Annotated in this window: 13 protein-coding genes; all 13 read left to right on the top strand. The window is 64.0% G+C overall.

Annotation, left to right across the window (positions count from 1 at the left end; translation table 11 throughout):
* Window position 1 precedes the first annotated feature (1 nt).
* Entirely contained in the window at window positions 2–1,777 is a 1,776-nt protein-coding gene (locus PQR40_RS01385) for an FAD-dependent oxidoreductase (RefSeq protein ID WP_408508262.1), read from the top strand.
* Window positions 1,774–2,292, top strand: a complete 519-nt coding sequence (locus PQR40_RS01380) for a flavin reductase family protein (RefSeq protein WP_408508261.1) — start codon at window positions 1,774–1,776, stop codon at window positions 2,290–2,292. Before PQR40_RS01385 ends, PQR40_RS01380 begins: the two co-directional genes overlap by 4 nt.
* 16 nt (window positions 2,293–2,308) lie before the next feature.
* Window positions 2,309–4,006 carry an FAD-binding protein gene (locus PQR40_RS01375; RefSeq protein WP_408508260.1) on the top strand — a complete coding sequence of 566 codons (1,698 nt, stop codon included), beginning with the start codon at window positions 2,309–2,311 and terminating at the stop codon, window positions 4,004–4,006.
* 20 nt (window positions 4,007–4,026) lie between these two features.
* Window positions 4,027–4,791, top strand: a complete 765-nt coding sequence (locus tag PQR40_RS01370) for an SDR family oxidoreductase (RefSeq protein ID WP_408227968.1) — start codon at window positions 4,027–4,029, stop codon at window positions 4,789–4,791.
* An 11-nt stretch (window positions 4,792–4,802) separates the two neighbouring features.
* A complete protein-coding gene (locus PQR40_RS01365; protein WP_408227971.1) occupies window positions 4,803–5,927 on the top strand; it encodes a 2Fe-2S iron-sulfur cluster-binding protein in 1,125 nt (374 codons plus the stop codon).
* Window positions 5,928–5,994: 67 nt separating this feature from the next.
* Window positions 5,995–7,623 (top strand): FadD3 family acyl-CoA ligase, encoded by a 1,629-nt coding sequence (locus tag PQR40_RS01360; protein WP_408508259.1) that lies wholly within the window; start codon window positions 5,995–5,997, stop codon window positions 7,621–7,623.
* A 76-nt stretch (window positions 7,624–7,699) separates the two neighbouring features.
* Window positions 7,700–8,596 carry a VOC family protein gene (locus tag PQR40_RS01355; RefSeq protein ID WP_408508258.1) on the top strand — a complete coding sequence of 299 codons (897 nt, stop codon included), beginning with the start codon at window positions 7,700–7,702 and terminating at the stop codon, window positions 8,594–8,596.
* Between the two features lie 42 nt (window positions 8,597–8,638).
* Window positions 8,639–9,523, top strand: coding sequence for a CoA transferase subunit A (locus PQR40_RS01350; RefSeq protein WP_408508257.1), 885 nt, complete (start codon window positions 8,639–8,641; stop codon window positions 9,521–9,523).
* A gap of 10 nt (window positions 9,524–9,533) precedes the next feature.
* Window positions 9,534–10,331, top strand: a complete 798-nt coding sequence (locus PQR40_RS01345) for a CoA-transferase subunit beta (RefSeq protein WP_408508256.1) — start codon at window positions 9,534–9,536, stop codon at window positions 10,329–10,331.
* Between the two features lie 8 nt (window positions 10,332–10,339).
* Window positions 10,340–11,242, top strand: coding sequence for an enoyl-CoA hydratase (locus PQR40_RS01340; protein WP_408227985.1), 903 nt, complete (start codon window positions 10,340–10,342; stop codon window positions 11,240–11,242).
* On the top strand, window positions 11,239–12,321 hold the full coding sequence (locus PQR40_RS01335; RefSeq protein WP_408508255.1) for an NAD(P)H-dependent flavin oxidoreductase: 1,083 nt from the start codon (window positions 11,239–11,241) through the stop codon (window positions 12,319–12,321). The genes PQR40_RS01340 and PQR40_RS01335 overlap by 4 nt, the downstream gene beginning before the upstream one ends.
* 104 nt (window positions 12,322–12,425) lie before the next feature.
* Window positions 12,426–13,244 (top strand): enoyl-CoA hydratase family protein, encoded by an 819-nt coding sequence (locus PQR40_RS01330; RefSeq protein WP_408484273.1) that lies wholly within the window; start codon window positions 12,426–12,428, stop codon window positions 13,242–13,244.
* Entirely contained in the window at window positions 13,241–14,422 is a 1,182-nt protein-coding gene (locus tag PQR40_RS01325; RefSeq protein ID WP_408227994.1) for an acyl-CoA dehydrogenase family protein, read from the top strand. Before PQR40_RS01330 ends, PQR40_RS01325 begins: the two co-directional genes overlap by 4 nt.
* Window positions 14,423–14,458: the final 36 nt, after the last annotated feature.

Below are 14,458 nucleotides of genomic sequence, written 5' to 3'. Positions count from 1 at the left end.
CATGAGCGAACAGCAAACGCAGACGCATGTGTTCGACGTGGTGGTGGTCGGCTCCGGCGCGGGCGGCATGCTGGCTGCCTGCCGCGCGGCCGACCGCGGCCTGTCCGTCATCGTACTCGAGAAGAGCGACGTGTACGGCGGGACCTCGGCGGTGTCGGGTGGTGGTATCTGGATTCCGTGCAACCACCATATCGCCGAAATGGGCGCCACAGATACACGCGAGGCCGCACGAACCTACATTGATGCCTGCACGAAAGGCGTAACCGCTGGCGACCGGATCGACGCCTATCTCGACATCGCGCCGGAGATGTTGCGCTATGTCGAAGCGAATACGCCGGTGCGTTATGAAGCTTTGCCGAAGTACGCGGACTACTTTCAGAACCTGCCCGGCTCGATGCCGGGTTACCGCGCGCTCGATCCCTTGCCGGTGGACGGCGCGTCGCTCGGTGAAGAATTCGCACGGTTGCGTCTGCCTTCACCCGGGACGCTGATCGGTGGGCGAGTGGCGGTGACGTCGAAAGAGGCGCACATGCTGCTGTCGAAAGCGCCGGGTTATATCGGGCTCGCGCTCAAGCAATTTGGCCGCTACTGGCTCGATATACGTGCGCGCAGCCGCTCGCGGCGCGATCGTCGCTTGACGCTCGGCAACGCGTTGGCAGGTGGCCTGCGTCGTGCATTGCTCGATCGCGACATTCCGCTATGGCTCAACGCGCCAATGTGCGAGTTGCTCGAAGCAGACGGACGCGTAACAGGTGTCGTGGTGGATCGCGATGGAAAAAATGTGCGCGTACTCGCAAAACGCGGCGTGATTCTCGCGGCTGGCGGTTTCGAACGCAATCAGGCGATGCGCGAGCGCTATCTGCCGCACCCCACGCAAGCGCAGTGGAGTGCGACGCCGCCGAACAACACAGGGGATGCGATTGCCGTTGGCCTGAAACTGGGTGCGCAGATCGCATTGATGGAACACGTATGGGGTGCGCCGACAGTCCACGTCGACCACGAGGAAAAGCAGCGTGCGCTGTTCGTCGAACGCAATCTGCCGGGTTGCGTGGTGGTCAACGGATTCGGCAAGCGCTTCGTCAACGAGGCGGCGCCTTATTCGGAGTTCGTGCCGGCGATGTATCGCGACCATGCGAAAACTGGCGCATGCGTGCCGGCGTGGATGGTGTTCGACGCGCAATTCCGCCGCAAGTATCCATGCGGGCCGATCATGCCCGGCGCGATGATGCCGGACGCCCGTATCCCTGCGGCGTTTCGTTCCTTGCTCTACAAGGCTGATTCGCTCGATGCGCTGGCCGCGCAAATCGGCATCGACGTACAAGGCTTGCGCGACACCGTGGTGAAAATGAATCGCTATGCCGTGACCGGCATCGACGAAGAATTCGCCAAAGGCGGCAATGCCTTCGACACCTACTACGGCGACCCCAGCGTCAAGCCGAATCCGTGCCTCGCGCCGATCGGGACCGGACCGTTCTACGCCGTGCGTATCGACGCGGGCGACATCGGCACCAAAGGCGGTCTCCTTACCGATGCACGCGCCCGGGTTTTGCACGCCGACGGCACGCCGATTGCCGGGCTCTATGCGATCGGCAACACCAGCGCGTCGATGATGGGGGCGAGCTATCCCGGCGCGGGTTCGACACTCGGCCCTGCCATGACCTTCGGTTACATCGCCGCGAATCATCTTGCCGACGCTGACGATGATCGCAACGGCGAGGTCAGCACCTCAGGAACAGCACGCGCTGCAAGCAGCGAACTTCGCGGAGTCACGTCATGACCGAACTCACTTCACATCCGTTGCGCGCCGATATGCTGCTGGCGATGCGCCGCCTTGCACGCTCGGTCGCGGTTATCAGTTGCAGCGACGGCGAACGGCGCTATTCGATGTCGGCCACCGCGGTCGATTCGCTCTCGACCGAGCCGCCATCGCTTCTGATCTGCATTAACCGCACCTCGTCGATTTTTCCGCCGCTGGATAAGAGCGCGGCGTTTTGCGTGAACGTGCTCTCGGCGCAGCATCAGCATATTGCGATCGATTGCAGCGGGCGCCTCAAGGGCGAAGACCGTTTCACGACCGGCAACTGGCAGCGCTCGGATCATGGCGTACCGTATCTGCACGATGCGCAGGCGAGCCTCATCTGCACGCAGGACGGCCGCTTCGACTACGGCACACATGCAATTTTCATCGGCCGTGTCGAGCAGGTGCTGATCAGCGGCGAAGTCGATCCGCTGGTGTATGTGGACGGTGTCTATACCACCGCTGCGGCGCCCGTGCGCTGCGCAGCGGTCTAAGCGGGCGCGTGGCGTGATGCAGAGCCCTTCGTCTGTCCAGCAGGGATCGGCCACGCCGGTCGAAGCGCCGCTCGTCGTCGACGATCCCGCCTGCGTGCGTTGGGACGACGTGTGCGAGGTGCTGGTCGCGGGCTTCGGTGCGGCGGGCGCGTGTGCCGCGCTGGAAGCGGCGGCGGCAGGCGCGAAAGTGCGGATCGTCGAGCGTTTCGAGGGCGGCGGCGCGAGCGCGAAAAGTGGTGGCGTGGTCTACGCAGGCGGTGGCACGCGCTATCAAACCGAAGCGGGTTACAGCGACACGCCCGAGGCGATGTTCGATTATTTGCAGCAGGAAGTCGGCGACGCAATGTCCGCGGCGACGCTCAAACGCTTTTGCGCAAGCAGCGTCGACATGCTGCGCTGGCTCGAACGTCTGGGCGTACGCTTTGCCGCGTCGGTGCCGCCACGCAAGACCTCGTATCCGCAGAACCGCTATTACCTGTACTACTCGGGCAATGAGGCAGTGGGCGATGCCGTGCGCGAACATGCGCCGGCACCGCGAGGGCATCGGGTAGTCGGCGACGGCATGTCGGGTCGTGTGCTGTACGACACGTTGCGACGCGCGGTGGATGCGCAACCATTTGTCGACACGATGTGCCACGCAAGCGTGCGCCGCCTCGTCACCGACCGCAGCGGTCGCGTGATCGGTGCGCAGGTTTGGCAAGTAGCGCCGGGCCGTGCCCAGCGCGCGCATCGGCGCCTTGCGCGCTGGGCGGAGCGCCTGCATAACGGCATGCCGGCGTGGGCCGACCGATTGCGCGTTGCGCTTCATCGCCTCGAGCAGCGCGAGGGTCGGCTCATCACGATCAAGGCCGATGCAGTGGTGTTGAGCACCGGCGGCTTCATTTTCAACCGGTCGATGGTGGCGCACTACGCACCGCGTTATCTGCCGAACTGGCGTCTTGGCACCACCGGTTGTGACGGCTCCGGCATCCGGCTCGGCTTGTCTGCGGGTGGCGTGGCGCGGCGGCTTGAACGTGTGTCCGCATGGCGCTTCATCAATCCGCCTTATGCGTGGGCGCAAGGCTGTGTCGTGGATCGCAACGGCGAGCGCTTTTGCAACGAGGAAGTCTATGGCGCGGCGCTCGGCCACGCAATGTGCGAAACGCGCGAAGGGCACGCGTGGCTGATTCTCGATGCGCGGCTCGTGAAGCTCGCGCTGAGGGAATGTTTGCGCGGCAAGCTGTGGGCGTTTCAAAGCGTACCCGCGATGCTATTGATGCTGGCAGGCCGCAAGCGCGCCCGCTCGCTGGCAGATCTGGCCGCCCGCATCGGCAGCGATCCTGCGGTGCTCGCGCAAACCGTTAATACCTACAACCTGGGTGCGCTTAACGGTATGGACCGTGTGTTCGGCAAGTCCTCTGCCATGTTGCATCCGCTCGCGCAAGGACCGTATTACGCGATTGACATTTCATCGGACAGCCGCGTGTTCCCTTGCCCGTCGATCACGCTGGGCGGCTTGCAGGTCGACGAGACGACCAATGCGGTGTTGTCGGCGCATGGCATGCCGATTGAAGGCCTGTTCGCCGCCGGCCGGGCTGCGTGCGGCCTCGCATCGAATCATTACGTGAGCGGCCTTTCGCTCGCGGACTGTATCTGGTCCGGCCGCCAGGCAGGCCGGGCCGCAGCGGGCGTGGTTCTCGCGAACACCGCCCATTCCCTGACTGAAACTGACTGACACTGAAAGAGAGAACGAAGATGGGAGACAGACTCAAAGGCAAGATCGCCGTCGTCACAGGCGCCGCGAGCGGCGTCGGCAAACAGGACGCATTGCTGTTCGCCCGTGAAGGCGCACGCGTCGTGCTCACCGACGTCAACGAAGAAGCCGGCCGCGAAGTGGCTGCGCAGATCGGCGACGCCGCGCTGTTCGTGCGTCACGACATCACGTCCGAAACCGGCTGGAACGATGTATTCGGTGCGACGCAAACGGCCTTCGGTACGCCGGATGTGCTGGTCAACAACGCTGCGGTGCTGTTGCTCGGTAGCATTGAAGACACCACGCTCGAACAATGGCAGCGCGTGCTGCGCATCAATGCCGAGGGCTATTTTCTAGGTTGCCGTGCGGCGGTGAAGGCGATGAAGGAGAAGGGTGGCTCGATCGTCAACATGTCGTCGGTGGCGGCGTTGGGTGGGCTCGGCGCGTTCTGCGCGTATTCGGCCAGCAAAGGCGCGGTGACGGCGATGACGCGCGCGATCGCGGCGCATTGCAAGCAGCAAGGCTACAAGGTCCGCTGCAACACGATTCACCCGGACGGCATTCTCACGCCGATGACCGCGCCTTTCTTCGGTGCGGCCGAGGGGACACGCGAAGCGCTCACGCAGTCGGTCGATCCGCATGCTCGTATGTGTTTGCCGGAAGACATTGCGAATCTGGTGCTGTTCCTCGCCTCCGATGAGTCGCGCTTCATCAACGGCAGCGAGTATCGCATCGACAACGCGCAGTTGATCATGGGCGTCGCCTGAGTTCCCACGTCATGGCCGATTCGCGTTTTCACCGGCTCAAAGTGGCGGACGTGATCGCGGAGAGCGCCGACGCGCGCTCTTTCGTGTTCGAGTTGCCGCAGGCGCTACACGATGCATTCAGCTATCGCCCGGGGCAGTTTCTCACGCTCAAGGTGCCGTGCGCGGATGCCATCGTGCAGCGCTGTTATTCGCTCTCGAGCGCGCCGGGCATCGACCGCGCGCCGAAGATCACCGTCAAGCGGGTGCGCGATGGGCGCGTGTCGAACTGGATGTGCGACAGCATTCAGCCCGGTGACGAGCTCGACGTGATGGCGCCCGCGGGTGTGTTCACGCCGCGTTCGCTGGATGGCGACCTGCTCCTGTTCGCGGGTGGCAGTGGCATCACGCCGGTGCTGTCGATTCTCAAATCCGCGCTGGTGAACGGGCGCGGCATGCTGACCCTGATCTACGCGAATCGGGACGCGCAGTCGGTTATTTTCAGCGAAGAACTGCGGCAACTCGGGCAGCGGCACGCGGGAAGATTGCGCGTGATTCACTGGCTCGATAGCGTGCAGGGCATTCCGCAGCAGCGTCATCTGGAAGAACTGGCGCGGCCATGGAGTATGCAGGAATGCTTCATCTGCGGGCCGGCGCTGTTCATGGAGAACGCGTTGGCAGCCATGCTTGCGCTGGGGTTGCCGCGCGCGAAGGTGCATGTGGAGCGGTTTGCTTCGCTGCCGGATTTGCCGGTTACGGCTGGGGTGTCCGTGCCTGGGGTCGCTGGGGCGTCTGGAGCATCCGGAGTGCGCGCTGCGTCCATAGCGCCAGAAGCGCCTGACGTGCCTATCGCAATTGCACCGCCCCAGACAGCGTCCGGCGCAAACGCTGCGATCGAGACCGTGCTCGACGGCAACACCTTCACTTTCATCTGCGAACCCGGCGAAACCCTGCTCGATGCCATGCTGCGCGCCGACGTGCCGGCCCCCAACTCGTGCCGCAGCGGTTTGTGCGGCGCCTGCATGTGCCGGGTCGAAGCCGGCAGCGTGAACCTGAACGCCAACCACGTGCTCGACGCGGCCGATCTGACCGACGGCTGGACGCTTGCCTGTAGTGCGACACCCGCCAGCGCGACGCTGCGCGTGGTTTTCCCCGACTAGGTTCGCGGTTCGCACGCGCGGTTCTCGCGTGTTGCGCTTGCCGCGAACCGTATCCATCGAATTCATCATGACGCTCAACCACATCCTGACGACGCCCGCGCTGATCGCGCGCGGCGCCACGCGCTACGGCACGCGCATCGCGATCGAAACAGTCCAGGGCAACCTGAGCTATGCGCAACTGGACGCTGCGCGGATCGAAGCGGCACGCGCGTTGATCAGTTGCGGCATCCAGCCGGGCGAGCGTGTCGCGATCTGGGCGCCGAACATTGCTGAATGGATCGTGGCGGCACTCGCGATTCACAGCGCGGGCGCAGCGCTGGTCCCGATCAATACCCGCATGAAGGGGCTGGAAGCCGCAGCGATTCTCGAGGATAGCGGCGCGCGGCTGCTGTTTTGCTGCGGCACCTTCCTCGGCGATTCGTATCCGGCCATGCTGGCGGCACACCGTCCTGCCACGCTCGAACGGGTGGTGATGTTCGACGGCCCGGCAGCGGAATCGAGCGGCGGCCGTGATGAAACCTGGGACGCGTTCCTGTTGCGCGCGGCTGGCACCTCGATGGAGGCGTTCCGCGCCCGCGAAGCGGCGGTGCGCCCCGATACGCTGATGGACATCATGTTCACGTCCGGCACGACGGGTCGCCCCAAGGGTGTGATGACGACGCACGGTCAGAACCTGCGCGCGGTTCACGATTGGGCGCAGATCGTGACGCTGCGCGAAAGCGACCGTTATCTGATCGTCAATCCTTTCTTCCACGCCTTCGGCTACAAGGCCGGCTGGCTCACGGCGTTCGCGAGCGGCGCGACCGTGCTGCCGCATCTGGTGTTTAACCCGGAGCGCGTGCTCGAACGCATTGTGCGTGATCGTGTCTCTGTTTTGCCGGGACCGCCGACCCTGTACCACGCGTTGCTCGACATGCCGGATCTGGCCACGCGCGATCTCTCTTCACTGCGAGTCGCGGTGACAGGCGCCGCCGCGATTGCACCGAGTCTGATCGAAAGGATGCGCGCGCAACTGGGTTTCGAAACAGTATTGACGGGCTATGGGCTCACTGAGTCATGCGGTTTTGCCACGCTGTGCCGCAACGGCGACGATGCCGAGACCGTTGCTAATACATCGGGCCGCGCGATGCCCGGGGTGGAGATCCGTATCGCCGACAGCAGCGGCGACGCGGTTGCCACCGGCGAAACAGGGGAAGTCCTGATTCGTGGCTACAACGTGATGCAGGGCTATTTCGGGCAGCAGGACACTACCTTCGACACGATCGACGGCGAAGGCTGGCTGCATACCGGCGACCTCGGCACGCTCGACGAACGCGGCTATCTGCGCATCACTGATCGCATCAAGGACATGTTCATCGTCGGCGGCTTCAACTGCTATCCGGCCGAGATCGAGCGGCTGTTCAACGCGCATCCGGCGGTGGCGCAGGTGGCGCTGGTCGGCGTACCCGACGAGCGGCTCGGCGAAGTAGGGCATGCATATGTGGTGCTGCGTTCGGGCGAGCAGGCGAGCGCGGAAGAACTGATCGACTGGGCCCGCAAGAACATGGCGAACTACAAGGTGCCGCGGCATCTCACGCTGGTCGATCAACTGCCTGTCAGCGCGGCCGGCAAGGTGCTCAAATACCGCTTGCGGGAAGCTGTCGAAAGTAATGCCAAAAACAGCGAAAAAACCGCCGAAAACACCGCTGCAAGCTAGTCCCAACAGACGATGTTAGCCGCCCCCGGGACCGCCAGAATAAGCCTGACAACAACAGCTTCTGGAGGAGTCGGAGATGATCGATGTGCGGGCTTTAGGCTACGTCGTCGTGCAGTCGGCAGATGTCGGCACATGGCGCGGCTACACGGAAAACGTGCTGGGCATGCAGGCGCAAGACGCAACAGATGGCGCGCTGTACGTGAAGATGGACGAGCGCGATTTTCGCTACCTGATCGTACCCGGCGACGCCGATCGCTACTTCGCGTCGGGTTGGGAGCTGGCCGACGCGGCCGCGTTCGACGACGCGATCCGCGCCCTTGAGCAGGCCGGTATGGAAACGACCCGCGCCAGTGCGCAGGAAACCGCGCTGCGCCGCGTGCAGGCGATGGTGTGGTGCACCGATCCGTCCGGCAACCGGCACGAGTTCTTCTGGGGCGTGCGCACCGATTTCCGGCGCTTCACCTCGCCGCTCGGCGTGTCGGGGTTCGTCACCGGCACGATGGGCCTGGGTCACGCCGTGCTGCCCGCTCCCCAATTCGACGCGACCGACGCATTCCTGCGCGACGTGCTCGGCTTCGAACTCTCCGACATCTTTCGCGTTCGCTTCACCGACGATCCGGCCGAGCCCGAGAAACGCATTCATTTTCTGCACTGCAAGAACGCGCGTCATCACAGCCTCGCGATCATGGACCTCGCGGTGCCGTCCGGCTGCATCCACGTGATGGCTGAGGTGGACTCGATGGACGAAGTGGGCCGCGCGCTCGACCGGGTTGCAGCGCAAAACGTGAAGCTCTCCGCCACGCTTGGCCGTCATTGCAACGACCACATGATCTCGTTCTACATGAAAACGCCGGGCGGCTTCGACCTGGAGTACGGCTATGGCGGCCTGACGGTCGACTGGGCGCAGCACAACGTCTACGAGGCGACGCGCGTGAGCCTGTGGGGTCACGACTTCAGCGTTGGATTTCGCTAGGCCCTAGTCAGCAAACACGCAGGAAACCTGCAGGAATAACGCATGAAACCACTCGATAAAGCACTCAGTGCACGCGATGCCGTCGCGCAACTCGCCGACGGCATGACGATCGGCATCGGCGGCTGGGGTCCACGCCGCAAGCCGATGGCGCTCGTGCGCGAGATTGTCCGCTCGAATCTGAAGGACCTCACTGTGGTCGCCTATGGCGGCCCTGATGTCGGGTTGCTGTGCGCAGCGGGCAAAGTCCGCAAGCTGGTGTTCGGCTTCGTATCGCTCGATGTGATTCCGCTCGAACCGCATTTTCGACGGGCACGTGAAAACGGCACGCTCGACGTATGGGAACTCGACGAAGGCCTGCTGCAACTCGGCCTGCGCGCAGCGGCGGCACGTCTGCCGTTTTTGCCGACGCGCGTCGGCCTGGGCACCGATCTGCTGAAACACGCATCGCATTTGCGCACCGTGCAATCGCCGTATGGCGGTGAAACGCTGCTGGCGATGCCGGCGCTCGAACTCGACGCCGCGCTGCTGCACGTGAACGCTGCGGACAGGATGGGCAATACGCGCATCGACGGTCCTGATCCTTTCTTCGACGCGTGGTTCGCCCGCGCGGCGAAGCAGTGCTTTGTCAGCAGCGAGACGCTGGTCGAAACGCTGGCGAGCGAGGACCTCGATCTCGCGCGCCGCAACACCTTCGAACGATCGCTCGTAAGCGGCGTGGTGCACGCGCCGTGCGGCGCGCATCCCACTTCGTGCGCACCGGCTTACGGCTGGGATTTGCCGCATCTGAAGACGTATTGCGCGAGCGCGGAAGATCCGCAACAAACAGCCGCTTACCTGAGTGACGTAGTAGGCGCCGACGAACCGGGCTATCTGCAACGCGCAGGCGGGCGGTCCCATGTAGCGGCGTTGCCGTTGCCGATTCTGTAATGGAGCGCACATGAGCGACTCTCTCGATTATTCCCTCGCCGAATTGATGATCGCCGCGGCGGCACGCGTCTGGCGCGACGACGGCGAAGTGCTGGCGACCGGTATCGGCACGGGACCGCGCCTCGCCGCGGGTCTCGCGCGCCTTGCGTACAACGCGGGTCTGATGCTCACCGACGGTGAAGCGTACCTGGTCGAAAGTCCTGTGCCGCTCGGGCCGCGTGAAGCGGGTTATCGCGTGCAGGCGTCCGGCTTGATGACCTATGAGCGTGTGTTCGATTGCGTGTGGCACGGCAAACGCCACGCGCTGGTGATGCCCACGCAGATCGATCGCTTCGGCCAGGCCAACATCTCCTGGCTCGGTGACGACTATGCCCGCCCGAAAACGCAATTGCTCGGCGCGCGCGGTTTTCCAGGCAACAGCATCAATCACGCGAATTCGTTTTTCGTCTCCGGCCACGGCAAGCGCACATTCGTTGCCGGTGAAGTCGACATGGTGTGCAGCGTGGGCTACAACCCGGCGCGCGAAATCCCCGGCATGCGTGCGTTCACCGATCTGCGCAGCGTGATTACCGATTTGTGCGTGATGGACTTCGGCGGTGCGAATCACGCGGTCCAGGTGCGTTCGCTGCATCCCGGTGTGAGTTTCGACGAAGTGCAGGACGCGACCGGTTTCGAACTGCGCGCGCATCCCGACATGCATGTGACACCGCCGCCAGGCGCCGACGATCTGCGCATTGTGCGCGCGCTCGATCCGCACAACCTGCGTGCGAGCGTCGTGCGCAATAACCCCGCGCCGCGTCGCGTGTGAGGGACATCATGCAAGCCACCCACGACATCCACGAAAGCGTTGTCGAGTATCGTGTGAGCGACGGCATCGCCACGCTTACGATGAATCGCCCCGAGTATCACAACGCGCAGAACTCGAAGATGACGTATGCGCTCGACGCCGCGTTCAAGCGCGCGTCGAACGACGATGCGGTGAAAGTCATCGTCCTCACCGGCGCGGGCAAGCATTTCTCCGCGGGCCACGACATCGGCACGCCGGGACGCGACATCGATCAGTCGTTCGAGCGTACTTCGCTCTGGTACGACCATGTTGGCAAGGAAGGCGGCGAGTTTCTGTACGCTCGCGAGCAGGAGGTCTATCTCGGCATGTGCCGACGCTGGCGCGATCTGCCCAAGCCGACCATTGCGATGGTGCAGGGCGCGTGTGTCGCGGGCGGCCTGATGTTGGCGTGGGTGTGCGACCTGATCGTCGCCTCGGACGACGCATTCTTCTCCGATCCGGTAGTGCGCATGGGTATCCCGGGCGTCGAATATTTCGCGCATGCCTATGAATTGAATCCACGTATCGCCAAGGAGTTTCTGTTTCTCGGCGAGCGCATGGATGCGGCGCGCGCGTATCAGATGGGCATGGTCAATCGAGTCGTGCCACGCGAGCGCTTGCAGGACACCACGACGGAAATCGCCGCGAAGATCGCGCGCATGCCGCGACTCGGGTTGACGCTGACCAAGCAGGCCGTGAACCACGTCGAAGAATTGCAAGGCAAGCGCGCGGCGATGGATGCGGCGTTTGCATGGCATCACTTCGCGCATGCGCACAACGAACTGGTGAGCGGCGACAAGCTGGGTGGTTATGACGCCCGCAAGATGGCCGAGTCGCAGCGACCGGGCCCCGCTGCCGTCAGCGATGCAAAGGCCGACGGAGAAGCCGCATGAGCGCAACCTTGCATACGTCCTTGTGCGATCTGCTCGGTTGCCGCTATCCGATTGTGCAGACGGCCATGGGTTGGGTCGCCGATGCCAGGCTCGTCGCCGCGACCTGTAATGCGGGCGGCTTCGGCTTTCTCGCCGGCGCGACGCTCGAAGCCGACCGCGTGGAAGCGGAGATCCTGCGCGTAAAGGAGCTGACGGACAAGCCATTCGGCATCAACTTCCATATGTTTCAGCCGAATGCGGCGCAGGTGGTCGATCTGGCGATCAAGCACCGGCTGCGTGCGGTTAGCTACGGTCGTGGACCTGACGCTAAGACGATCCGCCGCTTCAAAGACGCTGGCGTGATGTGTATTCCCACCGTGGGCGCACCGAAACACGCGGCCAAAGCGGTCGAACTGGGTGCCGATGCGGTCACGGTGCAAGGCGCTGAAGGCGGCGGCCATACCGGCTCGATGCCGACCACGCTGTTGCTGCCTAAAGTGCTGGACGCAGTGAACGTGCCGGTGATCGCAGCAGGCGGCTTCTTCGACGGACGCGGTCTCGCGGCGGCACTCGGCTACGGCGCGGCAGGCATTGCAATGGGCACGCGCTTTCTGATGGCAGCCGAGTCGCCGGTGCCGCGCGCGACCCTCGATCGCTACGTCGCCGTGGCCGATCCTTCGCAAATTCGCGTGTCCGCAGCACTGGACGGCTTGCCGCAACGAATGATCGACAACCCTTATCTGCTTCGCCTTGAAGCATTCGGCCCGTTGCGTCGCACGCTATTCGCGTTGCGCACGGCTGAAGCGTGGCGCCGTCAGAGCGGCATGAGCCTGAGCCAGATGGCGGCGCTCGGCTTCAAGGCACTACGCGATCACAGCTACACCGCGAGCCAGACGTTGATGGCGGCGAACGCACCGTTTCTGATCCAGCGTGCGATCGTCGACGGGAATCCAGACGAGGGCGTATTGCCGAGCGGCCAGGTCGCTGCGGTGATCGGCGCGATCGAGCCGTGCGAGACCTTGATCGCGCGCATCGTCGACGAAGCCGTGGCGAGGCTCGACGCGCTGGCGGCGATGCGCGGCGCGCCGGTTCACGTGTGAATCGACCCATGACGGGACACACGATCCAACGTATGCACCGCCGTTGCGCTACGCCATGCGTGACCTCATAAAGCAAATCTACATCATTCACCAGGGACGGAGACATGACAGAACCTATCAATAGCGTCCGCTCGCTGCCGTTCAGAATAGAACGCGAGGGCGGCATCGGCGAACTGGTGATCGACCAGCCGCCGGTCAACGCGCTCGATGCAAGCGGATGGCAAGCGCTGGCCGACGCAATCGATGCACTCGGCCGCGATGACAGCGTGCACGTGATCGTGCTGCGCGGCGCAGGCCGCGGTTTTTGCGCGGGTGTCGATATCAAGGAACTGGCGGCACATCCCGAGCGGATCATCGCAGTCAACGCCGGAAATTACGCGACCTTTCGCGCCGTACACCGCAATCCGAAGCCGGTGATCGTCGCGGTGCATGGTTTCGTGCTGGGTGGTGGCATCGGCATTTGCGGTGCGGCGGACGTGATTGTCGCGTCCGACTGTGCGCGTTTCGGCGTACCCGAAATCGACCGCGGTGCGATGGGGGGCGGCGCGCATCTGCAGCGCATGTTCGGCGTGCAGAAAGTGCGTGCCATGTATTTCACGGGCGATATGGTCGACGCCGCTGAAGCTTACCGGCTCGGCGCGGTCGAGCGCGTGGTGCCGCGCGAACAACTGCGCGAGGCGGCGTTCGAGATTGCCCGCAAGATCGCCGCGAAAAGCCCCGCGATGCTGCAACTCGCGAAAGAAGCGTTAAACGGTGTCGAAGACGGCGACCTCGAAGACAAATACCGCTGGGAGCAGGGCTTTACATTGCAGGCGTATATGACGAACGATTCGGCGGAAGCACGCTCGGCCTTCGTCGAAAAGCGCGACGCGCAGTTCAATGGTGCCAATGAAGCCGAACGCAAAGCCGGAGCGCGCGCATGAAGCTCGACTACACGCCGGCGCAGCGCGCGTTCCGCGCGGAGATTCGCAGTTGGCTCGCGGCCCACGTGCCGCGCGAACCGTTGCCGAGCTTCGATACCGAAGCGGGTTTTGCCGCGCATCGGGAATGGGAGCGCACGTTGCATTCGGGCCGCTGGAGCATGGTGACGTGGCCGCGTGAACTGGGTGGCCGTGGCTGCGATCTGATCGAGTGGCTGATCTTCGAAGAAGAATACTGGCGCGCCGATGCACCGATGCGCGTCAATCAGAACGGCATCTTCCTGCTCGGCCCGACCTTGATGGACTTCGGCACGGAAGAGCAAAAGGCCCGTTTCTTGCCCGCGATGGCGGCGGGCGAACACGTATGGGCGCAAGGCTGGTCCGAGCCCAACGCGGGCTCCGACATGGCCGCGATCCGCGCGAGTGCTATTCGAACTGACGGCGGTACCGGCGGCGAGTACATCCTGAACGGGCAGAAGATCTGGTCGACCCGCGCGGTGTGGGCCGACTGGCTGTTTGGCCTGTTTCGCAGCGATCCGCAATCCACGCGCCACCACGGGCTGACTTTCCTGATGGTGCCGCTTTCAACACCGGGCATTACCGTGCGGCCGATTCGTCAATTGAACGGCCAAACCGGTTTCGCTGAGATTTTCTTCGACGACGTGCGCGTGCCGGTCGAGAACCGTCTCGCCGGTGAGGGCATGGGCTGGCAGGTCGCCATGGCAACCGCCGGGTTCGAGCGCGGTTTGATGCTGCGCTCGCCCGCGCGTTTTCAACGTACCGCCGAAGCGCTACGCGCGCTCTATCTGGCGCACCGCGCGGAGGCTGACCGCGATCCGACCTTGCGCGACCGGGTAATCAGTGCCTGGATGGACGCGCAGGCCTACGCGCTCTCCACCTACGCCACCGCGGGCCGTTTGCAGAAGGGCGGCCACATCGGTGCGGAGTCGAGTACCAACAAGGTGTTCTGGTCCGAACTCGATCTGCGCATGCACCAGACCGCGCTCGATATTCTCGGCGCGCGGGCCGAGGTCGTGCCGCAAACGCACGAGCAACACGCGGCGCTTGGCACCTGGCTCGACGGTTTCCTGTTCGCGCAGGCCGGGCCGATCTATGCGGGCACCAACGAGATCCAGCGCAACATCATCGCGGAACGGATGTTGGGGATGCCGCGCTCATGATGCCGGTGCTGCAACCAGCATGCACTCTGCATTCAG

This window comes from Paraburkholderia sediminicola (assembly GCF_046026855.1).
Taxonomy (GTDB): domain Bacteria; phylum Pseudomonadota; class Gammaproteobacteria; order Burkholderiales; family Burkholderiaceae; genus Paraburkholderia; species Paraburkholderia sediminicola_A.
The sequence above is the reverse complement of the archived record's forward strand: the minus strand, read 5'-3'. Positions and strand labels throughout refer to the sequence as shown.